The following is a 23,503-nucleotide window of genomic DNA, read 5'->3' as shown; positions in this document are numbered from 1 at the left end:
CTGCACCCTCAAGGAAAGTAGCTATTTTAGACAATACATATATTCATCCACCCGGCAGGTACTTAACGAAAACGGGATAGGGCGAACCTGCTAATATCTTGATCCGTGTGCCCCGTTTGCACCAGGTCGGATAGAATCTGTCCAATGGCACTTGCGAACTTGAAGCCATGACCGGAGAAACCGCCTGCGAGCCACACACGTTCATGGGCAGGGTGTCGGTCGATAATAAAATCTTCATCCGAAGTGAATTCATACTTGCACACACTGCCACGCTTCAACTCTCCAGCTGCTTGCGGCATATGAAGCTCTAGCAATCTTCGAAGATCACCCTCATCGGACTCTTCCGTACCAAAAGCAGCCATTGTACTTCCAGGTGTCCACACCTGACCTGTATCATGACGCCCCATCTTCAGTCCTGATCCGCCAATGCTCGGGAATCCATAATATGTACCTTCTTTTCCTGCCAATGTGAATCCGGGGAAATGTGTCTCACCATACAAAGCCTCTGGTACATCAAACCATCCAACTGTTTTACGTACGGCCTGAATGGGGAGATCCACGAAAGGTTTCAATGTCTGAAACCAGGCGCCAGCGCTCAGGATGATTTGATTCGCGTGGTATGTCTCGCCACCTGAAGTCTGAACTGCCACGGAATGTGGTCCGTATTCGATATGCTCCACAAGAGTGTGCGTTAACAAGGTAGCACCATGAGCTTCGGCTGCCCTGCGAAAGGCACGAATACAGGGTTCACTATACAGATAACCCGCATCAGGCTCATACATGCCCTCGTAATGTTCAGGTATTGTAATCCCTGGCCAGCGTTTCATCACCTCGGCTGCGTGCAAAGTTTCATAACGAATGCCTGCATCATCTGCATGGCTCAATCGGTTGTGGAAGGAATGAATCTCCGGATCAACCACATTTATTACACCGGAAGGAACAAACAGTTGGTCTCCGGTCGTTTCCTCCAGTTCATGCCATAACTTCTGCGCAAGCAGTGCCATGGCCATATAGTCAGGCCCACCACTGTACACATGGCGCATCAGTCTGGTATCCCCATGATGGCTACCTTCTGTATGCGGAGGGTCGAAGGCATCCATTAGTAAAACTTTGCATCCACTGCGCGATAGATAATAACCTGCACTCATGCCCATGGAGCCGGCTCCTACGATAATAACGTCATATGATTGTGTAATAATAGCACGTCCTCTCCTATGTATCCTTTTCTACAGTAATGCCTTAATAGAACATATTAATAGTAAAAGCTTGATGAAGGCAAGTGTAGTAAAATGGACTTCTACAATGAATGTTGCAAAGGAGACCTCGCATGAGTGAACAATTTAGGTTTGATCTATTTCCGTTAATTCAGACAGAACGATTCATCCTCCGGTCAGCAGAGGCTGGAGACAGCCATGATCTGCTCGCGTTATATTCCGATGAAGCTGTGGTTCAATATATGCCATTCACTCCCTTTGAATCCGTGGAGGATGCACAGGGTGAGATGAACTGGTATACGAAGATTTTCAAGGAACATACGGGTTTACGCTGGATGATTGAAGACCGTGAAACTCGTAAAGTGATCGGAACCTGTGGGTTCCTGAACTATGAAGATGTACATCATCGTGCAGAGATTGGATACGACTTGCGTTCCTCTTTCTGGGGCCGCGGTGTTATGACTGAAGTGGCCTGTGCTGTGTTACATTTTGGATTCACAAGCATGCAGCTTAACAAGATCGAAGCAAAGGTTGAACCGGAGAACGAGGCGTCAATTCGCCTGTTACACAAGCTTGGTTTTCAACAGGAAGGTGTACTGCGGCAGCATGAGTTTGAGAAAGGCAGATATATTGACCTTGCGGTGTTCTCTAAGTTACGAATCGAAATTAGCCCACAAGGATTCCAATGACACCATCTCATTCCAGAGCCGTAAGGCTTGTCCCTCTGAATGAGCCCATGCTATATTGGAGAGATGTGAGGAGATGAGGATATGAAGCTGGTGTCCTGGAATGTGAATGGTTTAAGGGCATGTGTGACCAAAGGATTCATGGATTATTATCAGGAGAGTCAGGCAGATATCTTCTGCCTTCAGGAGACCAAATTACAAGCCGGACAGATTGAGATGGACCTGGGGGAAGATGTTTATCAATATTGGAATTATGCGATTAAAAAAGGATATTCCGGTACGGCTGTATTTAGCCGAATTAAACCTTTATCCGTTCGTTACGGGATGGAGGAGGACAGCGAGCCGGAAGGCCGGATGATTACACTGGAGTATGATGAGTTTTATCTGGTGAACGTCTATACCCCTAACGCGAAGCGGGATCTGACCCGACTGCCTTACCGTCTGGAATGGGAGGATCGATTCCGGGGGTACATTCTGCAATTGGAGCAGACCAAGCCGGTTATCGTCTGTGGTGACCTGAATGTGGCTCATCAGGAGATTGACCTGAAGAATCCGAAGCCCAATCTGGGCAATTCCGGATTTACCCTTGAAGAGCGTGGCAAGATGACCGATCTGCTTGCTTCCGGTTATGTGGACAGCTTCCGCCATCTGTACCCGGATCGTACGGATGTATACAGCTGGTGGTCTTATATGCCGAAGGTTAGAGAACGGAACGTCGGCTGGCGCATTGATTATTTTCTAGTATCCAATCAATTGGCACCCAAGGTGGCAGATGCGCATATCGACTGCCATGTGATGGGCAGTGATCATTGCCCGGTGGGTCTTACTTTGCAACTATAGGTAAGGATCATCGTGAGATAGATTGAGGTAGGAGTTTTAGAATACAAGTATAGATGAACTGCAAGTTTCCTGAATGGGAGATTTGCAGTTTTTTTTGCGTCACAGGTAGGGGAGGGACACTGGACTTTGGTTGGGGAAAGAACTGGACTCGGGATTGTTTCAATCCCGCTATTTCTTGGGTACGATTGAAGCATACATATATATAGATGAACCTTTGGGATAAGGGGTAGAGAAGATGAAGAAGGGGTTACGGAGAGGCTTAAAAGTGCTGGGAGGCATCATGCTTGCCACAGGACTTTTGCTGCTGGCAGGTACAGCGTATGAAGCGTATCAATCCACGCAGGATATGAAGTCTTATCCCCCGCCAGGCAAGTATTATGAAGTGAGTGGTCGCAACATGCACCTATACACCGCTGGCAAAGGAGAGGTAACCGTGGTGTTCGCCTCAGGCTGGGGTACACCTAATCCGTATGTGGATTTCAGTCCGCTATATGACAAGTTGAAATCACAGGTGAAAATTGCGGTATATGACCGGTTCGGGTACGGATACAGCGACTATACGGATGACCCTCGTGATGTTGACACCATCTCGGAAGAGATCCACCAATTGCTGCGAACATCCGGTCAACGTCCACCTTACATCATGGTTGGTCACTCCCTGGGTGCGCTGGAGACACTGCGGTTTGCGCAAAGGTATCCTGATGAGGTGGCTGGCATGGTTATGATCGATGGAGGCAGTCCTGAATATTACAGTACGGTGGAAATGGATACGCCCGAATGGTATTTTACTTCAGTCCGATTCCTGGTTAAAACAGGCATTGCGCGTACATTGCTACATTCGGATCAGATGATGGCAACACTGGTCATTGACCCGGAGTTGGTTTCTGCGCCGATGAAAAAGGCTGCCACCATTTCTACCCTGAAGCATGCATACAATGACAACGTGATGGATGAGATTCGTCATTCCAAGATCAACGCATTACGTGTGCTGGAGAACAAAAAGGAGTTTCCTTTCCCTCTGACGATCCTGACAGCCGGAACAGATCAACCAAGTGAGGGGAGTTGGGCATGGCAGGCAGATCAAGCAAAATTTGCTTCATGGTCCAAACAAGGAAACCAGCGGCTTGTTCCTGACGCCGAGCATTACATTCACAACAGTCAACCGGATATTGTCGCCGCCGAGATCATGAAATTAGTGACACCGTCCAGTGACCTATGAGTAACATGATTCCACAAACACATGATGAACAGGATGAGGAGGAGGGATGGATGAAAAAGTTTAGAGTGATCACCCGCTTCCTGTCCATTCTCGTAGCCAGTTGTCTATTGTCTTTAAGTGTATTATCTGTATCTGTGATATGGGTTAAGAATAACGTTCATGCGGTGCCTGTGATCCAGTCGTTTGAACGCGATTAGCACATTAAATGAAGTGGAAGGAGTGGTAACAGATGGTGAAGAGAAGGAAATATGTAATGGCCTGTGCGGCACTGGCGATGATGGTGGCCTTGAGTGCTTGCAGCAGCGCGGCAGACGAACCGAGTGATACGGAGAAGGTGGACACTGAAGTTTCCTCCGGAACGGGTGAACAAGCGACTAATGAAGGTGCAAGCGAAGCAACAACTAGTGCAGTGACCGAGACGGAAGGTACGACTGCGCCAACCGACTCGGATTCAGAAAGTGGTGAGGAAGCGGCTGCTGGAACCAATGAGTTGCCAGAGAATTTGCCAAGTGACTTCCCCCTGCCGGAAGATGCAACCATTCGTTTGGCCAATTCCGGTGAGGATGAAGGCAAGCAATCGGCCATGGTGATTTTCACCACGGAACAAGATATGAAGACCATATCCAAGCTGTATAAAGATTACTTCGATGCCAAAAAGTTGACGGATGCAGGTCAGACGATTGATGACAAAAATATTATCATTCAGGGAACTGACCCGGAAACGCAGGATGTCTGGTCTTTAATTGGAGGGGCATTGGCGTCACAGGAAGGCGTTATTGAACTGACATTGACCTGGACAGAATCATAAGCAAATATAACGAATGAACGCCAAAATATCTTGCATACGGAGCCGCATTATTGCTGCACCGCTGCAAGGTATTTTTATTTCGAACTGGAAACCTGACAGGTTACATGGTATGTTATATCATTATAAACAGAGTAATAGACAACTATAGAAGAAGACAGGAGAGGATTGAACATGATTAGAGTGGGTATTGTTGGTTACGGTAACTTGGGTAAAGGTGTAGAGAAAGCCATTTCCCAGAACGAGGATCTGGAACTGATTGCTGTGTTTACACGTCGTAATCCGGAGCAGATGGTCGCTGAAAGCACAGAAGTACGTTTTGAGCATATCTCTGCAGCGGAGCAATACATAGGCAAGATTGATGTTATGATCCTCTGTGGTGGTTCTGCAACCGATCTTCCAGAGCAGACACCAGCCATCGCCAAGTTGTTCAATACGGTAGATAGCTTCGATACACATGCGAAGATTCCTGAATTCTACAAAGAAGTTAATGCTGCGGCAGAGCAAGGCGGTCACGTAAGTGTCATTTCCACAGGTTGGGACCCAGGCTTGTTCTCCATGAACCGTCTGCTTGCACAGTCCATCCTGCCAGAAGGAAAAGAGTACACGTTCTGGGGCAAAGGTGTGAGCCAAGGCCACTCGGATGCTATTCGTCGTGTTCCAGGCGTTAAGGCGGGTGTACAGTATACTGTACCTGTTGAAGAGGTGATCAACCGCATTCGTGCAGGGGAGACACCAGAGCTGTCTACACGCGAGAAACATCTGCGTCAATGTTATGTGGTAGCAGAAGATGGTGCTAATCAGGATGAGATCCGTGAGACGATTGTGTCGATGCCTAACTATTTTGCAGATTACGATACAACTGTAACATTTATTAGCGAAGAAGAATTGAAATCCGAGCATGAAGGTATGCCTCATGGTGGATTTGTTATTCGCAGTGGGGTTACAGGTGCTGGTCAAAAGCAAATTATTGAATTTGGTCTGAAACTCGACAGCAATCCTGAATTTACAGCAAGCGTACTTGTGGCGTATGCAAGAGCCGCACAACGCTTGAGCGTGGAAGGACATAAGGGAGCGAAAACGGTATTTGATATTCCGCTCGGTCACTTGTCTCCGAAATCGGCTGAAGATCTTCGCCGTGACTTGTTATAATTCTGATTGGTTCCAGTGATTTTATAGAAACAGCTCGTCCTTGGATGTATAGGACGAGCTGTTTTTTTTGCTGTTGCTACACCCAGTGTGAGGGAATGTTAAGATGATCCGGCAACTTGGTATTCACATTACCTTTGGCTGCATTAATCTGGGATTGCGTCAGGAAGATGCCACCTCTCAGGTCTGCATCGCCCAGATCCGTATCCCGCAAGTCCGCGCCAATCCAATCCGCATTTCGTGTATCTGCATTTCGGAGATCGGCTGCGATCATTAAAGCCCCACGGAAGCTTGCGCCCCGCAGGTCAGCCCCTTTTAAATTGGCACCAAAAAAGTCACTTCCGGTACGTTTTTTACTCTTCTTCGACTTCCCTTGTCCATGAGCGGTGGGTGGCAAATTCGCGCGTACCATCTCACTTGCCTGGACCAAGAGTTGATTCACACTGGACCGATAATTGGCGATATCCAGACGGAGAAGAGCCGCAGGCTCCAGATTGCTCAAGCGCTCAACCTCCTCATATAACTCACCAAATGCCGAGTGAAGGGATGACGTCTCCGGTCTCATCATCATTTCCTTCATATAACTGAGCAACTCGTGAAGTTGTCGCAAGGCAGGCAGACAATCAAACATCTCCTTTGCAGACTCTGGATGATCACGCCAATCTTTGCCCGCGTAGGTCACTTGGGACAGCTTCTGTCCAGCTCCGAAACAGTCGTATACCGTGCAACCTTTGAACCCTTTCTGCCGAAGCTGGGTATGGATACCGCAGCGATTGTCCGTGCGCAGATTGGAACAGGGTGTGCCGCTGGCTTTATCAAAAGCAAAGTCAGATGACTTGCCATAGGGCAAGGCAACACAGCACAGGCCAAAACATTGCTCACAGTCTGCGCTAAGATGAGGATTCGCAGTGCTGGAAAATGGTTGGTTAGACAATGTGAACACTTCCTTATAAAAGTACAAATAGATGGAATTACGTCAGTACCACTTTACCATTGCCTTGCGATTAGAGCAATTGAAGACAAGGAAAAAAGGGCAGTTACCCAAATTGATGGGAACGCCCTTTGATCGTGGAGAATCACGTATTTAAATTAAACTACACCTTGAGCAATCATGGAATCGGCTACCTTGAGGAAACCGGCGATATTCGCTCCCGCTACGAGGTTACCTTCACAGCCATACTCTTCAGCAGCTTCTACACAGCTGGTGTAGATGTTCTTCATGATGTCATGCAGCTTCGCGTCTACTTCTTCAAATGACCAGGACAACCGCATGCTGTTCTGTGACATTTCAAGAGCAGACACGGCTACACCGCCGGCATTAGCCGCTTTGGCTGGACCAAACAGCACGCCTGCACCGTGGAAGACGTCAATGGCATCCAGGGTGGAAGGCATATTCGCGCCTTCGCCAATGGCCTTCACGCCACCTTTAACCAGCAGGGCCGCAGCTTCTTCATCAATCTCGTTTTGCGTTGCACATGGAAGAGCAATATCACAAGGGATAGACCAGATGCCTTCGCAGCCTTCGGTATATGTAGCATGCGGGTGTTCTTTGATGTATTCGCTGATGCGAAGACGATCAACCTCTTTCAGACGTTTCACGGTATCCAGGTTGATGCCTTGTGGATCGTGTATGTAGCCACCTGAGTCACTACACGCCACGACTGTAGCTCCAAGCTCCTGTGCCTTCTGAATGGCATAGATGGACACATTACCAGAGCCGGAGACAACGACTGTGCTGTCTTGGAAGCTGAGCCCCTTGGATTGCAGCATCTCCTTCACGAAGTACACACAGCCGAAGCCAGTCGCTTCCTTACGTGCCAAGCTTCCTCCGTACAGCAGACCTTTACCTGTCAATACACCTGCCTCATGCCCGCCATGAATACGTTTGTATTGCCCGAACATGTAACCAATTTCCCTTGCGCCTACACCAATGTCACCTGCCGGTACATCCGTATCTGAGCCGATATATTTGTACAGCTCTGTCATGAAGCTTTGCGTGAAACGCATGACTTCCAGATCCGATTTTCCTTTGGGATCGAAGTCAGAACCGCCTTTACCACCGCCAATGGGCAGACCAGTCAAAGCATTTTTGAAGATCTGTTCGAAGCCAAGGAACTTGATGATGCCCGAGTATACAGAAGGATGGAAGCGAAGTCCGCCTTTGTAAGGGCCAATGGCACTGTTGAATTGCACCCGGAATCCACGGTTAACCTGAACTTTGCCCTGATCATCTACCCATGGGACACGGAATGTGATTACGCGTTCGGGTTCAACAAGCTGTTCCAGCAGACTATGGTTCCTATACTTGGGGTGTGCTTCAATAACAGGAATAAGGGAATCCAGAATTTCTTTGACAGCCTGATGGAACTCATCTTCGTGCGGATTTCTGGCGACAACCGACTCATAAACGGAATGAACATAATCTGCGGCAGTAACTTGAACGGACTCTGTAGTTTCTTTTGTTATCGTGGACACTTTTTCGATGCACTCCTTTATCGTGTTAAAGTCTGTAAATACCTATTTGCATAAATTGAATAAAAGTTTGTAGTTAAATATACAGGAAAGCAAATAAAAATACGAGATATAAATTCATAAAATGTTTTTTATGCAGTAATTAAAATGTTCTATGGATCTACCATATGATGTGAAGAATTAAGTTATTAAATGGAAGATATGACCACAAATGATAATAAAAAAGCAAGTTAGACGAATATACTGGATTAAAATATTAGTTTTGGTAAGATGGTAAGAAGGTCTCGTATCCCGGGGGCTTTTTAAAATAAAAAGGAGGAAAACAAGATGATGAAGAGAAACATGCCAATCAACATGGAGAACAAGGCTTGTATAGGGGGTGAAATCTATTATGAACCATAGAACTTCCCGCCATAATTGCAGAGAGAAGCTGGTGAGCCAGCTATTTACATTCGGTGAAGAGAAAAGAACATTTCTCGACGCCTATTTCGACGTGCGCGATCCGGAGCGGATACAATTGGAAAAACAATTATCGGCATATAAGGAGTATGTGGAAAAACTGCTCCTGGGCCCGGATGAAGATCTGGACTCGGCGGTATTGATCGGTAGTCATATTGATTTTGAATATATCGATTTTCATACATCGGATTCGTTCATGATTGTCATGCCAGAGGATACCAATCCTGATGAGGGGCGTATTTCCTTCCTCTCTCCAGTAGGGAGTCAATTACTGCTTGGCAGTGTAGGGGAAATTAGGTCTGTTCATACACCATCAGGTTCCATGAGGATACGCATTACGGGGATTGAGCTGAGGAGCGAAACCTTGAACGAGCCGGCGCTAGGGGGTGCAGATCATGCACTTTAAAGAGACGGACTTACCAGGGATTGGACGTAAATACTGGTTGCATACCCGTAGTGGTGAGCATTTGGTCATTGTGATTCATAACGACGAGCGACGTGACCTGTTCCATATGGAGTCAGGGGATACACCTGAAGAGGTGGGTGATATGGTATCTCTTGTCACCCTGGACGATGATGAAGCCCGGGCGGTAGCCGCTATTGTTGGTGGTATGACCTATAAACCGAAGTTTCAGGATGAACGTGAAGTAATGCTTGAAGGGCTGTTAATCGAATGGCTACGGATTGAGCCTCACGCCGCAAGCGTAGGCATGACGATTGGTGAACTGGATATCCGTCAGGCCACGGGCGCCGTAATTCTCGCTGTTGTGACCAAGGATAAGGAGAAGCATTTTAATCCAGGCCCGGATTATGCTTTTACCGCTGGAGCTACAATTGTAGTTGCCGGTGAACGGAATCAGATCAAACATCTCAAACAATTGTTGACTGATGGACGGACTTAGCCTATGGATATGCTCATATTCGAAGTGGGAATTGCCGTTGCGCTGATTACACTTACTGGGCTGATATCTTCACGATTACGATTTTCGGTCATTCCTTTCTATATCCTGATTGGTATGGCTGTTGGACCACATGCACCACAGATCGGCATAGTGGATTTACGTTTTATCGAAAGTTCGACCTTTATTGAATTTATGGGCAGGCTTGGCATTTTGTTTTTGTTATTTTATCTGGGTTTGGAGTTCTCGGTCTCCCGGTTATTAAAGTCTGGTAAAGCCATTCTGACCGGGGGCATGTTCTATGTTGGTCTGAATTTTGTCTCTGGATTGCTGTTGGGGTGGTTCATGGATCTGCCCCTTCAGGAGACACTTGTTGTCTGCGGGATCATGACCAGCTCTTCTACAGCCATTGTAGCTAAAGTGCTCGTTGATTTGAAACGCACGGCAAACCCTGAAACAGAGATTATTATGGGCATGATCATGTTTGATGACTTGTTCATCGCGATTCATATCTCCATCCTGACTGGGCTTGTGCTCAGCGGGGCAACTTCATTCTTAAGTGTTCTGCTGGTATCGCTGTCTGCCCTGCTGTTTATTGTGCTGTTCCTGATTATTGGCAGGAAAAGCATCAAATATATTGATAAGGCACTGAATATCAAGTCATCAGAGTTGTTTCTGCTTACCGTCATGACACTGCTCTTCCTGGTGGCTGGTTTCTCGGAGACACTGCATGTAGCAGAAGCCATTGGAGCATTGATGATGGGGCTTGTGTTGGGCGAATCAAGACATGTGAGTCGGATTGAGCATCAGATCATGCCTTTCAAAGATTTTTTTGGTGCCATTTTCTTCTTCAGTTTTGGTCTGACCATCGAGCCGGCTTCACTTGGCGGAGCTGTTGGGATGACGATTATTGCCGTTATTCTGACGATTGCCAGTAACTATGGTGCAGGTATGATCGCTGGCAGACTGGCTGGAATGAGCCCTAAGGCCTCGTTGAATGTGGGCTTTACCCTGGTCTCGCGGGGCGAATTCTCCATTATCATGGCGAACATCGGCAAGGCCGGAGGGCTGATGGCATCCATCCAATCGTTTGCCGTGTTGTATGTGTTAATTCTGGCTGTGCTGGGGCCTATCCTGACAAAAGAATCTCCGCGGATTTACGCATCGTATGAGCGACTAAGGAAGCGGATGAAACGAAGGGAAACAGGTTGAGTCAAACGCTGGCTGTCCTTGGACAGACCGGGTATTCTGACCGGAGTGTTTAATAGGCGTCACACCATTTGGAGAGAGAAATTACTCCGGGGTGTGGCGTTTTTTTATTACTGGGAATCGTCCTAATGTCGGCTTGTAGTTATGCTCATTCAACCAAATTATGGTATGTATCCATATCTTGTGCGTGGTCATGAATGTTCAAGTCCAGAGGCAGGACTTTGGATGTGATTTGGTAGATAGGGATTGAAAATAAACAGTCATTATGTAAAATAATGTTATATTCAAATCTAGCAGTTGAAAGGATCATTTACACGAGAACAGACGAGGAGGAATAGCTCATGAACAAGAAAAGTAGATTTCAACGGTTAAAATGGGCCGGTACAGGGATGTTGCTCAGTCTCGTATTATTTGCTCTACCTGCATCTGCTGCATGGAATGATACATATCAGGGTTATGCGACGTATACAGGCTCAGGTTACTCGGGAGGTGCGGTGTTGCTTGATCCCATCCCGGCGGACATGAAGATTACTGCACTTAATCCGTTTCAGCTCAATTATAACGGTGTCAAAGCCGCTCTAGCGGGAGCTTACCTTGAAGTTCAAGGTCCTAAAGGCAAAACAACTGTCTATGTAACAGACCTCTATCCAGAAGGTGCCAGTGGAGCGCTCGACCTCTCCCCGAATGCCTTTAACCTGATTGGTGACCCAAAGGCAGGCAAAATCAATATCAGTTGGAAAGTGGTCAAAGCTCCAATTCAAGGCAATGTCTCCTATCGGATCAAGGAAGGCAGCAGTCAGTGGTGGGCAGCCATTCAGGTTCGTAATCACAAATATCCGGTGCTGAAGTTCGAAGTGAAACAGAAGGATGGTACGTGGCTCAATCTTGAAAAGCAGGACTATAATCATTTCCTCGGAACTGGACTGGGCAAAGAAAAACTAAACGTTCGTATTACCGATATTCGCGGTCAGGTATTAAATGACACGATCCCGGCTCTACCTAATGATGGGTCAGGTGGTGCATATATCGTACCGGGCAATGTACAGTTTCCCGATTGACAGATATACGAAGGTGTTATAAAAAGAAGTATGGTCATAGACGTATTCTTAACGAAAAGTCGTACACTGTACGGCTTTTTTTGTATACGAAAAGAGGAGAATGTACCGTATGAAAAAAAGTTTGCCTTCATATCAGACAACACATCCCTATTGGAAACAGTATCAGGGCTTTTTCCCGGAAGAAGTGAGGTTAGGGGAGCATACAGTTCCTGAGGAAGAATGGTGGGAGTCAAATGGGGTTAATATGCATATCGATCGCTTACCTGCGCCGGAGTCTTCACTCAAAATTCTGTTCATTCATGGTGCGGGGGGCAACGGCAGGTTGCTCGCTCCATATGCCCGCATGTTGCAGCGACATGGATACGAGGTGGTATCGCCAGATCTTCCGCCGTATGGGTTAAGTTACGCAATGTCTGGTACACGTATTAACTACGAACTTTGGATAGAGCTGCTTGTGTCACTCATCGAACGGGAACACAAAAAAGATGGCAAGCCAATCGTTGTATTGGGAAGTAGCATCGGAGGTATGCTTGCCTATCACACCAGTGCACGCAGCAAGCATGTTAAGGGTTTGATCGCAACTACATTTGTAGACACGAGTAATCAGGAAATGCGAGATCAGCTTGCACCGAATCGTCTGGTAAGCCGGGCGGGAAAACGGATGATGGATATGTTTCCTGCTCTGCTGGATCATGTACGTATTTCGGTCAAACAGGTATCCCGTATGCAACTGATTACTAATAACAAGGACTTAACCCGGCTTATTATGAATGATCCACAAGCGGCAGCTACACGTATTCCGTTGGAATTATTAAGAACATTCCTTAATAAAAAACCGGAGGTAAGCCCGGAACAGTTCAATCAGTGTCCGGTCCTGTTGGTTCACCCTGATCTGGACCCCATGACACCGATCAGGTTCAGCCAATCTTTTTTTGATCGTCTGGTGGTAGACAAGGAATGTGTGATCTTGGAAGGGGCAGGCCATTTTCCTATAGAGCAGCCAGGACTGAACCAGTTGGAGGTAGCGGTACTACGATTTTTACAACAAATTCAATGATGACCACAGGCCAGGCTATTACACTGCTTCGCATAAGATAGTTTACATATCCTAAGTACGTAAAACACCTCCCACTAAGGGAGGTGTATTTGAATGTTTTTGATATGAATTGCACGACCGCCAACCTGAATCTGTGTGATTTCATTAGAGCTGTCCAGCGTTAATCTGGCTCGGATCTCAGAGGGGCGGTTCATGGTATACCCTTGTCTGATCGTGTACGTGTGATGATGAGGATCTGTAAGCTGGTTGTACTGGGATAAATAACAGAGCATGGCACCATTGGATGTGCCCGTTGCGCTCTCTTCCGGTATATCATAAAGTGGTGCAAAATTACGGCATTCTGCCAGAACGTCCTCAGCATCTGATTTGAGTGTAAACACATGATAACCTACGGCATGATGAGCCTTGCTTATTTCAGTGATACGCTGGAAGTCAGGATCGATTTTGGTCAGAGCATCAACATCTTTAACGGCTATCATGATATCGGGTAGCCCGGTAGACACAATCTGTACAGGTAGTTCGGAATGCAAATCCTCCATAGAAATACGTAACGAATCGGCAATCTGCTGTCGATCCACGATCTCCCCAAACTCTGGCAACGTCTGAGACAGATAGACTTCTCCATTGACTGCGATATCAACTTTAAGAATTCCGGCTAGTGTCTCCAGTGTATATGTACCAACATTAACGAGCTGTTGTATCTTCATTAGATAAAATAAAGCAATTGTGGCATGTCCACATAGATCGACTTCATCACTTGGGGTGAAATAACGCACTTTGAAATCAGCCTGATCCGAGGGCATAACAAATGCAGTCTCTGAAAAACCGACTTGTCTGGCAATCTCCTGCATCTGGGTTTCAGACAAATGCGCTGCTTGTAAAACAACACCTGCGGGGTTTCCACCATAAACCTTGTCCGAAAATGCATGTAATGTACTTACTTCTACTTCCATCGTGTTACCTCGCTTGTTCAGTTATTGGGTTAAGATTTAACGTAATGATAATGGACATTATATCATGATTGTTGAACGGGCTTGTGAATCCCAGATTGCTGTGAATTTTGAATGAATAGGTCAAGTGATCGCCGGGAAAGGGTAATTAAGGGAGAGAGAGAGTATAACGATAATCAATGGAAAGGCTGGGATTTCTAATGAAAGCAATTGTGATTGAAGAATTTGGTGGAGCGGAACAATTGAAGGAAAAGGAAGTAGCCAAGCCAGCATGTGGAGTGAATCAGGTGTTAATTCGAACACATGCCACGTCGGTGAACCCGGTGGACTTCAAAATCAGACAAGGTTATATGAAAGAAGCAGCGGAGAGTTTTCCGTTGATTCTGGGCGGCGATGTTGCGGGTATTGTGGCTGAAGCAGGTTCAAATGTCACGCGGTTCAGAGAAGGTGATCGGGTATTTGCGCGTCCGCGTCAATTCGGAACTTATGCAGAATATGTTGCTGTTGATGCAGACATTATTGCCCGTATACCGGAGAATTTGAGCTTCGAGGAAGCGGCAGCGATCCCGCTGGCTGCGATGACGGCTTGGCAAGCCCTTGTGGATCATGGACGTTTAGGCAAAGGGCAGAAGGTACTCATTCATGCTGGTGCAGGTGGTGTGGGAACGTATGCAATACAGATTGCCAAGTCCCTCGGCGCTGAAGTGGCTTCCACGGCAAGTGAATCAAACGAAGCGTTGCTTCGCTCGTTGGGTGTAGATCATTTTATCAACTATAAAAAAGAAGATTTCTCGGAGATTCTCTCCGGTTATGATGTTGTGCTGGACACCATGGGCGGTGATATTCAGCGCGATAGCTTCAAGGTGTTAAAGTCTGGCGGGCATCTGGTATCCTTGGTGGAACAACCGGATGAGAAGCTTGCCAAGGAAGCCGGAGTAACGGCCAACGTTTTCATGATGGAGCCCAAAGGGGATCAACTGGATCAGCTGGCTGAACTGGCTGCGGAAGGCAAGCTCAAATCGATTATTGATGAAACCTACCCGTTAACTGAGCAGGGAGTAAGGGAAGCACACGAGAAAAGTGAATCCCATCATACACGCGGGAAACTGGTTATTCAGGTGCAATAGAATTCATTAACTGGTAGAAGTATTTGGACTCATGAGTCTGATACAGATTGAACCAGGCCTGTAATGTTTCTGGTGCATAGACATTCAACAGCTTCAACACATGCATCGTAAATTCTAACGGAGCTATTCCAGATGCAGTAACTAGATTTCCATCGGTTACTGCAGGCTCCGTTACATAATATGTTTCTCCAGTATAATCTGGGCATATCATCTTCAGGTATTCTAAATCATTGCTTGTATGTTGTCTGGAATCCAGCATCCCTATTTTTGCAAGTGCAACTGTCGCACCGCAAATCGCCGCAATAACCGTACCCTCTTTTATAGAGGCAGCAACTTTTTTCAATAGAGGATCATGGATGGTGTCCATCCAGGTGTTTCCTCCTGGAAGAATGATGATGTCATCACCTCTCAATGTACATTCATCAATAGAAATATGGGGGAGGATGTTTAATCCGCCCATTGTAGTTACCGGATGTTTATCTACACCTACCGTTACGACCTGCAAAGGCTCGATCTCTTTCCTGAAATACCTTCCCGAGTTAAGTTCAGCAGTTAAATAACCTACCTCCCAGTCTGACATCGTATCGAATACATAAAGATATACGTTCCTCGTTTGCATCATACACACTCCTTTTGTTATTCATGATTGAATGGATTACTCTCCTATTATAAATAAACTTCACTGACAACTACGGTCAGTGAAGTTTTCGAATTTGAAATTTATAGCCCTAAGAACCAATATAGGGAATGCTCCCCAATTGCAGTGGAATAAGATATAATAGGAGAAATTTATTCTATTTTGTGCATGAGGTGATTAGGATGTCCAACGAACTCATTCAAGCCATTCAATTGTTAAAAGAAAAGAAATGGGTGGATCTGACCCATACTTTTGGACCGGACTCTCCACACTTTTCAGCTTTTGAGGCAGCACAATTCGATACACTGTTTGATCACGATCAAGGTTTCTTTGCCCAGAGCTTCAAGTTCCCAGGTCAATACGGGACACATCTTGATGCGCCGATCCACTTCGTTCGGGATACCCGGTATCTGGCTGAACTAGGTTTGAAGGAGCTTGTGCTCCCGCTTGTGGTCATTGACCAGTCTGCCGAAGTAGAGAACAATCCGGATTTCACACTGGATGTGGAGCATATTCTTGAATTTGAAAGACAGCATGGCGTGATTGAAGCTGGGAGCTTTGTAGCCTTACGTACCGATTGGAGCAAACGCTGGCCTAACCATGAAACATTTGATAACAAGGATGATAAGGGCAACAGTCATGCACCCGGATGGTCGGTTGGTGCGCTCATGTTTTTATTTGAGGAAAGAAAAATAAAGGCAATTGGGCATGAAACCTTTGACACGGATTCGGCCGTGGATTATCAGAAGAATGGAGCACTTCTGGCAGAATATTATGTACTCGCCCAGGATACATATCAAGTTGAGCTGTTAACAAACCTGGATCAGGTGCCGGCTAAAGGTGCGGTGATCTTCAACATCGTACCGAAGGCGGAAAAAGCATCTGGTTTTCCAGTTCGATCCTTTGCCATTCTGCCGTGAAACGGGGTAGATCAAAAGCTGAAATAGTTAAATAAGGCACAGAATTCAGAATGATACTCAAGTAGAAAGCCGGCTAAATAGTCGGCTGTCTTTCAGTTAAGCTAACGGGCAGGTTAGTTTAATGAAAAGGGAATAACATACCTCATATAGAATACTTTATCTTTAAAGGGGAGGGGGACACATTGCACAGTATGATGAATAAGAGACAATTTATTGAGATGACAGTTAAAGAACAACATTCCGTAGTATTTAAAGTTAATAATCGAGATGAATTTTTCCGTGGTGTTGCTAAAGAATTAAAGGAAGACTACCTATTTGTTGAAACAGAAGAAGGTAAAAACTTTAAATTTAAAATGAATGATATCATTGAGATTTATGCTATCAAGTCTTCATCTCCAAAGCATAGTGCTATCCAATCCCACAGTTTGATTAAAGGTAGCAAGGATGATCTTGAAAGCCTTGTACTCCAGTTTGAAAGTTTAAATGACGATGTAAAGAAACAAATTACCTCTTCTTTATCAAAAGTGCTTAGTAAGCAAGTGATCATTTCGAAAATGGATATAACTTCATACAATGTATCTGAAATTGAAATGATTACTAATACGATAAATGGGTATCTACTCACTATTAAAACACTGGATATTCGTTCCGAATTTTTCGAATCATATAACCTAAAGACTTGTTTTGGGAAAGGGCTAGATCACAATCAAGAATAGTCAAAGGGAGGAAAAATTATAAACGCTAAAATAGCAGGTCGGGAACTGTCAAAAATCCCTGGGAGGTGAATATGTGAAAGAAGGAATTAAAAATGTTCTGTTAGGTACTGTAGTTTTTGTTGTTGGCTTTTCCATTATTCTTCTTCTTACAAGCTCTGATATTGAAGCTGAACTTACATATTATGCTACCATAGCATATGCTCTTTTATACTTAGCCAGTGTTATATCTGTCTGCACCGCGGTACTCCTTAAAAAGATGACTCAATTAAAAAAGTGAAATTACTCTTAAGCTAGCGGGAAACGTTAACTCAATAAAACAAAGAAAGCAGCCGATCATTGTGATTGGTTGCTTAGTTTAACAAGGTACTTAGATTGGTCGAACTGGGAGGTTTTGTACAGTGCGAAGAAGTGATCAGTTAGTGGAGTTGGCAATGAGCTCAAGCTCTGTTAAAACTTCATCAAGCGGCTTCCTGGTGTCGATCTCAACAGTAGCTCCAGCACGTAAGAGAGGCTCAACACTAGCGACGTTTTGTATAATTTCTTCACGTTGTTCGACAGTTTTTCCATAATCGTTCGTCTTACGGGAAGCTATACGTTCAAGGATTACTTCGAGGGGGGCACTTAACAACACTACTGCATCAAACATCGGGTAAAACTTCCCCTGATTTGATACACAACCCGAAATGAATAAAGTACCTTCGTTATGTTCAGTGAGCAGCTCATCAATTCGATTCTCGTGCCATAACCACCCAGAACCATCCACATTCTCGCTCCAACCATCATAATCGGTGTCGATAACGCTATGCCCTCTATGAGCAAGTTCGCCCAGAACCGTTGATTTACCTGTTCCCGACATTCCTGTCACCAGAATTATCGCCTTCTTTTTTGATATTGAGCCCGAAGTATTTGTCATATTTTCACTCCCTGTATAAGAAAGTCAGATAAGGAAGTTATCAAGAACCAAGCCAGGGTTTGATTTATTAGAAGCATAAATGTGTGCTTTGGCAGACTTATGGGTTAAGTCACAACTAACTAATCTAAATGATTCAAATATGTAAATAGCAAGGGAGGCGTATTATGCCTCCTTTTTATGTTGTTACTTTTGATCCGAGTGAGGATCTTGATTAAATCTTTGAGAGATTTTTTTTTCAGTTTTCTTACGCCGTATCCAGCGCTTGAGTATGCCTTCTTCTTTGCGTTCTTGCAGTGTTTCCTTCAAACCTTGAATCATAAATTCCGATCTTCGTCTGTCATCCCGACTAATCTCGCGTAATTCCTTAATAAATTTGTCGTCCATATCTGCCTCTCGCTTATTCAGGATATCCCCATTATACCGAACGTACGTTCTTTTATCAAGTTTTTCCATTAAGAATGATTTTCGAGATTCAATATAGTGAAAAGAAACACAGGAACAATACGTGGCATGTGTGAGAATGGTACTAGAGGGTTTGAGCATAATCCTCCATATATGAAGTTGAGAAACGAGAGGACGGAAGGAGCAATTCATGATGAAGCAGCGTATAGGCAGATCGTGGTTACTCATTTTGATGCATGGAATGCTGGGAATTGGGGCGATCGTTGGAGGCGTCATTTTAATCATAGACCCATCCGGAAGTATGGTGAATTTGCCCGCATCTTTGTTGGAGAATTCTCCGTTTGCCAGTTTTTTGTTCCCGGGGATCATCCTATTGCTGGTTCTTGGCGTGATGCCTACGACGATTGCTATTTCGCTCATCCGCTACGTTCATTGGGGGCCGGCTGAGAGACTGAATCTCTATCCTGACCGCTATTGGGCTTGGACTTTTTCCTTGTATTCGGGGTTTGCTCTCATCATCTGGATTATGGTGCAGGTGTACTGGATTCAGGATGTCTCTATCATTCACTTGGTCTATTTTGCATGGGGAGTGGGTATTCAAGTTGTGACCTTATTGCCCGGGGTACAGCGAATCTATTCGAAATAAACTACTTGTATATTGAACAAACGGCTGCCGAAAGAATCGTTGAATGATTCTTTCGGCAGTTATTTTTTATGGGCATCGAGTTGATACGTGTTGTTGTAGTTGACAAAGAACTATTATCCTCGCATACTTACGAAATATACTTTATAAAGTTTATTTATTAACTAGAGGAATAGTCACATGTGGGGAAGGATCGCAAAATCATAAACCGCATGAAACAGGGAGGTAAGTATGGATGGTCTACGTTATTATGGCAGTTATAATCTGGGCAGGTACCTATGCCAGTATGGTCTTGTCCAAGCAACCAATTGAAGTGAAGCCTGTGAAGTCAATGGATGATTTGTTTGAGTGAACCAAGTAGCTCTGCCGATTTCGATCCATCGCCAGCACGATGGAACTCATGTGTTCGAGTAAGGCATTATGTTATGATATGGTGTGAATGACATCCATACCATTGCTTTGGCTCCATTGAACCAGAGTAGAAACGAGAGGGTTATGAAAAAAGCCAACGCTACAATGATGAAATACATCAATTTGAATAATGTGCGTGAAGTCATGCAGCAGATCGAGACGGCGACCAAACCGCAATTAGCTTTACTCACCAATCTTAGTGTGGTTACCATTAATGCGCTGATTCAGGAATTATGTGATGGCGGAGAGTTGTACCAGGATAAAGTGGTTCCCTCGAATGGCGGTCGTCCTGCTCAGGCATATCGATATAATTATAACTTTAAGCTTGCTTTGGTTCTTTACATCAAAGAGATGAAAGGTCAGGAGTTAATTTCGGCAACGGTCATGAATCTGGAGAATAAGGTTGTGTTGAAGGAAGAGCGCATCTTGCCTGCTTTTGATAAACAGAACATGCTGCAACTTATCGCGCGTTTCATTAAGGAGTATCCCTCCATTGATATGATCGGCATCGGTATTCCGGGGCAAGCCGTGGATGGGGACATCACGGTGAGCAGTCATGAAGAGCTTATCCATTCACATCTGATTCGGGAGATCGAGAGCGAGTTCCAGCTGAAAGTTCTCGTGGAGAATGATGTGAATGCAGCGATTAGCGGGTACTGTGCACAGCACGCGGATATGAAGGAACGGAGTGTAGCGGGAATTTATTTTCCAAACCGATACCCGCCGGGTATGGGCATGATGTTGAATGGACAGATGATCCGTGGGAAAAACGGGATGTTTGGTGAGATTAAGTATCTTCCTTATTCACCTGATTGGAAACGTGACATGAGTAACGATGATTTTGTAGTGCAGGTATGCCATATCTTGCAAACGATTAATGCCGTCGTTGCCCCGCACCAGATTGTCATTTATCAGGAACGGGTGGAGAGAGAAGAACTGGATTTGGCGTGGAAACACTACGGGAAGGATCATCCCATGCCATCGTTGCCCGAGATCGTACATCAGGACTCGTTCCAACATGATTTTGATGCCGGGTTACGAGGAATGGTTCTTCAGGCGTTGAAGTCAGGCATTCTATCAGAAGCCTTATAACCCACAGGTCATGTCTGTGGCTTTTATTTTATAAGCTAACTCTTGTAGAGGAGGATTCATGATGCGTGAAGAAGAGAGAATCATGAAGGGCATATTGTTTAGTCCAAGTGATTCGGAATTAAAAACCATCAAAAGGCGAGCCCATAATCTCAGTCAGCGTTACAGTCAGACCTTTGAGGAACAGACTGAGGAAAGGGATCAGATATTGCAACAGTTACTGGGGCAGATCGGTAAAGGTGGATTCCTGCAAGGCCCCATCTTTTTTCATTATGGTGTGCATACCCGGATAGGCGATCACTTCTTCGGTAATTACAATTTGACGATACAAGACGATGCGCAAGTGACGATTGGGGACTATACCAGTTTTGGACCCAACGTTACAATTGTTACCCCCCCATTCACCCCATGATTGCCAGCGAGCGGAGACAGATGGTGGACCAAAATGGTGATGTGAAGTCACTATGTTATGCAAAACCGGTCACGATTGGTAACGATGTATGGATCTCGGCAAACGTCACAGTGTGCGGGGGCGTAACGATTGGAGACGGCTGTGTGATCGGAGCAGGTAGCGTGGTGACTCGTGATATTCCACCGCATTCATTTGCAGCAGGCGTACCGTGCAGAGTTATTCGCAAAATCACAGAAGCAGACAGCATGCGAAATTACCCTGATGTTATGGCAGATTGTCGTGTGCTGGAAGAATAAAAAGGCTGTCACCAGGATCGGTAGATGATCCAGTGACAGCCTTTTTGGTATACGTTTATTTGGAGGCGTTGTAGTTACTCAAGAATTCTTTTACTTTTGCAGGATCAGCTTTCAACTCATTCCCCGTCTGAACGAGCGGGCTTACTGTGGAGTATGCTTTGAGTTTGTTATTCTTGTAGAAACTCAAAATCTCATCCTGATTAATGGAGTACAGCACGGCTTTTCTCAGGTCACTGCTCTTGGCAACTTCACGATTGGCCGTATTGAACAACAGATAGGAGACAGCGTTACTTGGCAGACTTTGCAGTTTTAGTTTGCTGTCGTTTTCGATGATGTCATACTTGGTTTCAGGTACACCGTAGTATAAATGGATTTCACTGCTGCGAAGAGCAGAGAGGGCGCTGTCTGCATCCGCGATGAATCGGACGTTAACCTGAGCAATTTTTGGCTCATCTTCCGTGCCTTTACGGTAAGCAGGATTTTTCAAGAATACACCTTCATAGTCATTTTTATAAGACAAAATATAAGGTCCGCTAGTATAAAGGGTGTTATTGTATGCTGCGCCTTCAGTCACCGTGTTCTGATCACCGTAAGGAATATCTTTGTTGACGTCAAAGGAAGCTACATCATATGTGTTGATGCTCTCCACCTGTTTTTTGGACACGATACCCGCAGATTGGTGAGCCAGATAGTTCAGTACTTGCGGGAAAGGTTCAGTTGTTGTCAGTTTAACGACCTGATATTTACCTGCACTATTATCTGCTTTGGTTTTGTCCGTCACGAGTTCTGTAATTTTGCTGCCCAATCCTTGTTCCAATGCTTCGAGTATTGTGCCGTTGCCGCTGGATTGTTTGATGGATTTTAATGCACTCAGATCCGTTACAACCTCAGCTTCTTTGATGTGTTCATGCAGACTGTACGTCCGGTGATCCGGAACGGAATCTTTATTCTTAGCACGATCCAGGGAGAAGATCACATCATCTGCACCAACACGTTCTCCTGTATCTACCGCTTTTTTGTTATCAATCTTCGCAAAGTTGATATCGTCTCTGAGAATGAAGTAATAGTCGGAATTACCTTCAGCAATGCTGAAATTATGGGACAGTGATCCTTCTGCTGTCAGTTGATCGTCATCTGTCAAGTTAACGAGACGTACATACATATTGGTGTTCAACTGGTTGATGGAACCGTCGTTTCCTTTGATTGGATCAAGGGAAGTCAGTACGGATGCACTTTGCGTCAGAATCAACGGATCTTTGGCATTTTTGGAGTTGTCCTTGAACTCAATCGGTTCCCAAGCCATGGCCCGGGATTTGGAGAGACGAACGGTGTCAACATTCAGAATGTCTTGGTTCACAGCCTGACTCTTTAGGGAAATGTACAGAGGAGCGATATACGCCTGATCCGTTACCAAGCGATCTTCCAATTGTTTGTACGTGTCTTTGTACTCATCTGGAGTTTGAGTAGCTGCCTGATCGATGAGTTTATCAAGTTCCGCATCTGCAAGGATACTGTAATCTCCACCTGTTTTGAAAAGGGAACGCACCGCATAATCGGGATTTCCCGTTACCGTGGTCCAGCTGGACAAGGCAATGTCATAATTCCCTGCATCCTGCTGGGATTTGAAGCTACCGTAATCCGGCTGAAGATTCAACTTCACATTGAAGCCGTTTTTAGTCAGCTGGTCGCGTACAATGTTTACATCATTTTCGGAAGAACTCATGGCGAGCAGCTCAATATCAGCCGGTTTTTGTGCAGTTTCCGTTGTGTCCGCTGGTGCGGTCTCCGCCTGGGATTCGGTTTTCGTTTTTACACTGCAACCAGAAATCACAATGACGAGAATTAATAGTAATGAGATCAGTGTACGTTTTTTCATGGGATTACCCTCCATATTTTGGAATGTATGATGTGTGATTTCTT

General features: G+C 45.3%; 28 protein-coding genes. 20 read left to right on the top strand and 8 right to left on the bottom strand.

The window, feature by feature from the left end; genetic code table 11:
• Positions 1-62: 62 nt before the first annotated feature.
• Positions 63-1,196: an N-methyl-L-tryptophan oxidase gene (gene solA / locus ACETMN_RS25310; RefSeq protein WP_091013501.1), complete on the bottom strand. Its 1,134-nt coding sequence runs from the start codon at positions 1,194-1,196 to the stop codon at positions 63-65.
• Between the two features lie 131 nt (positions 1,197-1,327).
• Between solA and ACETMN_RS25305 the strand changes: the two genes are divergently transcribed.
• From ACETMN_RS25305 to ACETMN_RS25280, 6 genes are all read left to right on the top strand, one after another.
• Positions 1,328-1,903: a GNAT family N-acetyltransferase gene (locus tag ACETMN_RS25305; protein WP_411735270.1), complete on the top strand. Its 576-nt coding sequence runs from the start codon at positions 1,328-1,330 to the stop codon at positions 1,901-1,903.
• Positions 1,904-1,984: 81 nt separating this feature from the next.
• A complete protein-coding gene (locus ACETMN_RS25300) occupies positions 1,985-2,740 on the top strand; it encodes an exodeoxyribonuclease III (protein ID WP_036617303.1) in 756 nt (251 codons plus the stop codon).
• Positions 2,741-2,975: 235 nt separating this feature from the next.
• Positions 2,976-3,959 (top strand): alpha/beta hydrolase, encoded by a 984-nt coding sequence (locus ACETMN_RS25295; protein WP_091013506.1) that lies wholly within the window; start codon positions 2,976-2,978, stop codon positions 3,957-3,959.
• Between the two features lie 50 nt (positions 3,960-4,009).
• On the top strand, positions 4,010-4,156 hold the full coding sequence (locus ACETMN_RS25290; RefSeq protein WP_165980244.1) for a hypothetical protein: 147 nt from the start codon (positions 4,010-4,012) through the stop codon (positions 4,154-4,156).
• Between the two features lie 32 nt (positions 4,157-4,188).
• On the top strand, positions 4,189-4,767 hold the full coding sequence (locus ACETMN_RS25285) for a hypothetical protein (RefSeq protein WP_091013509.1): 579 nt from the start codon (positions 4,189-4,191) through the stop codon (positions 4,765-4,767).
• Positions 4,768-4,938: 171 nt separating this feature from the next.
• Complete coding sequence (locus ACETMN_RS25280) at positions 4,939-5,916, top strand: diaminopimelate dehydrogenase (RefSeq protein ID WP_372238418.1); 978 nt, start codon at positions 4,939-4,941, stop codon at positions 5,914-5,916.
• Positions 5,917-5,992: 76 nt separating this feature from the next.
• Here the strand turns inward: ACETMN_RS25280 and ACETMN_RS25275 are convergent, their stop codons facing one another.
• On the bottom strand, positions 5,993-6,847 hold the full coding sequence (locus tag ACETMN_RS25275; RefSeq protein ID WP_091013512.1) for a pentapeptide repeat-containing protein: 855 nt from the start codon (positions 6,845-6,847) through the stop codon (positions 5,993-5,995).
• Positions 6,848-6,878: 31 nt separating this feature from the next.
• Between ACETMN_RS25275 and ACETMN_RS25270 the strand changes: the two genes are divergently transcribed.
• Positions 6,879-7,001 carry a hypothetical protein gene (locus ACETMN_RS25270; RefSeq protein WP_258170186.1) on the top strand — a complete coding sequence of 41 codons (123 nt, stop codon included), beginning with the start codon at positions 6,879-6,881 and terminating at the stop codon, positions 6,999-7,001.
• 1 nt (position 7,002) lies between these two features.
• On the opposite strand, the gene gdhA is transcribed toward ACETMN_RS25270, so the two are convergent.
• Complete coding sequence (gene gdhA, locus ACETMN_RS25265; protein ID WP_179198416.1) at positions 7,003-8,388, bottom strand: NADP-specific glutamate dehydrogenase; 1,386 nt, start codon at positions 8,386-8,388, stop codon at positions 7,003-7,005.
• Between the two features lie 388 nt (positions 8,389-8,776).
• Here gdhA and ACETMN_RS25260 point away from each other — a divergent pair, with 388 nt between their 5' ends.
• The 5 genes from ACETMN_RS25260 (at position 8,777) to ACETMN_RS25240 (ending at position 13,067) form a co-directional block, all read left to right on the top strand.
• Positions 8,777-9,250 carry a GreA/GreB family elongation factor gene (locus ACETMN_RS25260; RefSeq protein WP_091013515.1) on the top strand — a complete coding sequence of 158 codons (474 nt, stop codon included), beginning with the start codon at positions 8,777-8,779 and terminating at the stop codon, positions 9,248-9,250.
• Complete coding sequence (locus ACETMN_RS25255; protein ID WP_036617317.1) at positions 9,240-9,746, top strand: cation:proton antiporter regulatory subunit; 507 nt, start codon at positions 9,240-9,242, stop codon at positions 9,744-9,746. Before ACETMN_RS25260 ends, ACETMN_RS25255 begins: the two co-directional genes overlap by 11 nt.
• A gap of 3 nt (positions 9,747-9,749) precedes the next feature.
• A complete protein-coding gene (locus ACETMN_RS25250; RefSeq protein WP_076216431.1) occupies positions 9,750-10,955 on the top strand; it encodes a cation:proton antiporter in 1,206 nt (401 codons plus the stop codon).
• 338 nt (positions 10,956-11,293) lie between these two features.
• Positions 11,294-12,010, top strand: coding sequence for an expansin EXLX1 family cellulose-binding protein (locus ACETMN_RS25245; RefSeq protein WP_017687038.1), 717 nt, complete (start codon positions 11,294-11,296; stop codon positions 12,008-12,010).
• A 109-nt stretch (positions 12,011-12,119) separates the two neighbouring features.
• Positions 12,120-13,067: an alpha/beta hydrolase gene (locus tag ACETMN_RS25240; RefSeq protein ID WP_091013519.1), complete on the top strand. Its 948-nt coding sequence runs from the start codon at positions 12,120-12,122 to the stop codon at positions 13,065-13,067.
• Positions 13,068-13,141: 74 nt separating this feature from the next.
• Here ACETMN_RS25240 and ACETMN_RS25235 read toward each other — a convergent pair whose 3' ends face one another.
• On the bottom strand, positions 13,142-14,020 hold the full coding sequence (locus tag ACETMN_RS25235; RefSeq protein ID WP_091013522.1) for a PhzF family phenazine biosynthesis protein: 879 nt from the start codon (positions 14,018-14,020) through the stop codon (positions 13,142-13,144).
• A gap of 209 nt (positions 14,021-14,229) precedes the next feature.
• Here ACETMN_RS25235 and ACETMN_RS25230 point away from each other — a divergent pair, with 209 nt between their 5' ends.
• On the top strand, positions 14,230-15,144 hold the full coding sequence (locus ACETMN_RS25230) for an NADP-dependent oxidoreductase (protein ID WP_411735269.1): 915 nt from the start codon (positions 14,230-14,232) through the stop codon (positions 15,142-15,144).
• On the opposite strand, the gene ACETMN_RS25225 is transcribed toward ACETMN_RS25230, so the two are convergent.
• On the bottom strand, positions 15,128-15,763 hold the full coding sequence (locus ACETMN_RS25225; RefSeq protein ID WP_091013524.1) for a type 1 glutamine amidotransferase family protein: 636 nt from the start codon (positions 15,761-15,763) through the stop codon (positions 15,128-15,130). The genes ACETMN_RS25230 and ACETMN_RS25225 overlap by 17 nt on opposite strands.
• Positions 15,764-15,963: 200 nt before the next feature.
• On the opposite strand from ACETMN_RS25225, the gene ACETMN_RS25220 reads away from it, so the two are divergent.
• The 3 genes from ACETMN_RS25220 to ACETMN_RS25210 all read left to right on the top strand — a co-directional run bounded on the left by ACETMN_RS25220 (position 15,964) and on the right by ACETMN_RS25210 (position 17,694).
• Entirely contained in the window at positions 15,964-16,701 is a 738-nt protein-coding gene (locus tag ACETMN_RS25220; protein ID WP_091013527.1) for a cyclase family protein, read from the top strand.
• Positions 16,702-16,895: 194 nt separating this feature from the next.
• On the top strand, positions 16,896-17,417 hold the full coding sequence (locus ACETMN_RS25215) for a hypothetical protein (RefSeq protein ID WP_143786462.1): 522 nt from the start codon (positions 16,896-16,898) through the stop codon (positions 17,415-17,417).
• Between the two features lie 73 nt (positions 17,418-17,490).
• A complete protein-coding gene (locus ACETMN_RS25210; protein ID WP_091013531.1) occupies positions 17,491-17,694 on the top strand; it encodes a hypothetical protein in 204 nt (67 codons plus the stop codon).
• 135 nt (positions 17,695-17,829) lie between these two features.
• Here the strand turns inward: ACETMN_RS25210 and ACETMN_RS25205 are convergent, their stop codons facing one another.
• The gene (locus ACETMN_RS25205; protein WP_197997797.1) at positions 17,830-18,330 is read right to left on the bottom strand and encodes an AAA family ATPase; all 501 of its coding nucleotides are present in this window, start codon (positions 18,328-18,330) and stop codon (positions 17,830-17,832) included.
• 183 nt (positions 18,331-18,513) lie between these two features.
• Positions 18,514-18,714 (bottom strand): hypothetical protein, encoded by a 201-nt coding sequence (locus ACETMN_RS25200; RefSeq protein WP_026080945.1) that lies wholly within the window; start codon positions 18,712-18,714, stop codon positions 18,514-18,516.
• 211 nt (positions 18,715-18,925) lie between these two features.
• Between ACETMN_RS25200 and ACETMN_RS25195 the strand changes: the two genes are divergently transcribed.
• The 4 genes from ACETMN_RS25195 (at position 18,926) to ACETMN_RS25180 (ending at position 21,583) form a co-directional block, all read left to right on the top strand.
• Complete coding sequence (locus tag ACETMN_RS25195; RefSeq protein ID WP_411735268.1) at positions 18,926-19,378, top strand: hypothetical protein; 453 nt, start codon at positions 18,926-18,928, stop codon at positions 19,376-19,378.
• A 492-nt stretch (positions 19,379-19,870) separates the two neighbouring features.
• Positions 19,871-20,878: an ROK family protein gene (locus ACETMN_RS25190; RefSeq protein WP_091013536.1), complete on the top strand. Its 1,008-nt coding sequence runs from the start codon at positions 19,871-19,873 to the stop codon at positions 20,876-20,878.
• Between the two features lie 61 nt (positions 20,879-20,939).
• On the top strand, positions 20,940-21,287 hold the full coding sequence (locus ACETMN_RS25185; protein WP_411735267.1) for a maltose acetyltransferase domain-containing protein: 348 nt from the start codon (positions 20,940-20,942) through the stop codon (positions 21,285-21,287).
• Entirely contained in the window at positions 21,284-21,583 is a 300-nt protein-coding gene (locus tag ACETMN_RS25180; protein ID WP_411735266.1) for a DapH/DapD/GlmU-related protein, read from the top strand. The genes ACETMN_RS25185 and ACETMN_RS25180 overlap by 4 nt, the downstream gene beginning before the upstream one ends.
• A gap of 55 nt (positions 21,584-21,638) precedes the next feature.
• Here ACETMN_RS25180 and ACETMN_RS25175 read toward each other — a convergent pair whose 3' ends face one another.
• Positions 21,639-23,459: an ABC transporter substrate-binding protein gene (locus tag ACETMN_RS25175; protein WP_091013539.1), complete on the bottom strand. Its 1,821-nt coding sequence runs from the start codon at positions 23,457-23,459 to the stop codon at positions 21,639-21,641.
• Between the last annotated feature and the right edge of the window lie 44 nt (positions 23,460-23,503).

The organism is Paenibacillus sp. M2 (assembly GCF_046713495.1).
Lineage (GTDB): Bacteria > Bacillota > Bacilli > Paenibacillales > Paenibacillaceae > Paenibacillus > Paenibacillus amylolyticus_B.
This window is presented reverse-complemented; position numbering and strand designations above follow the sequence as displayed.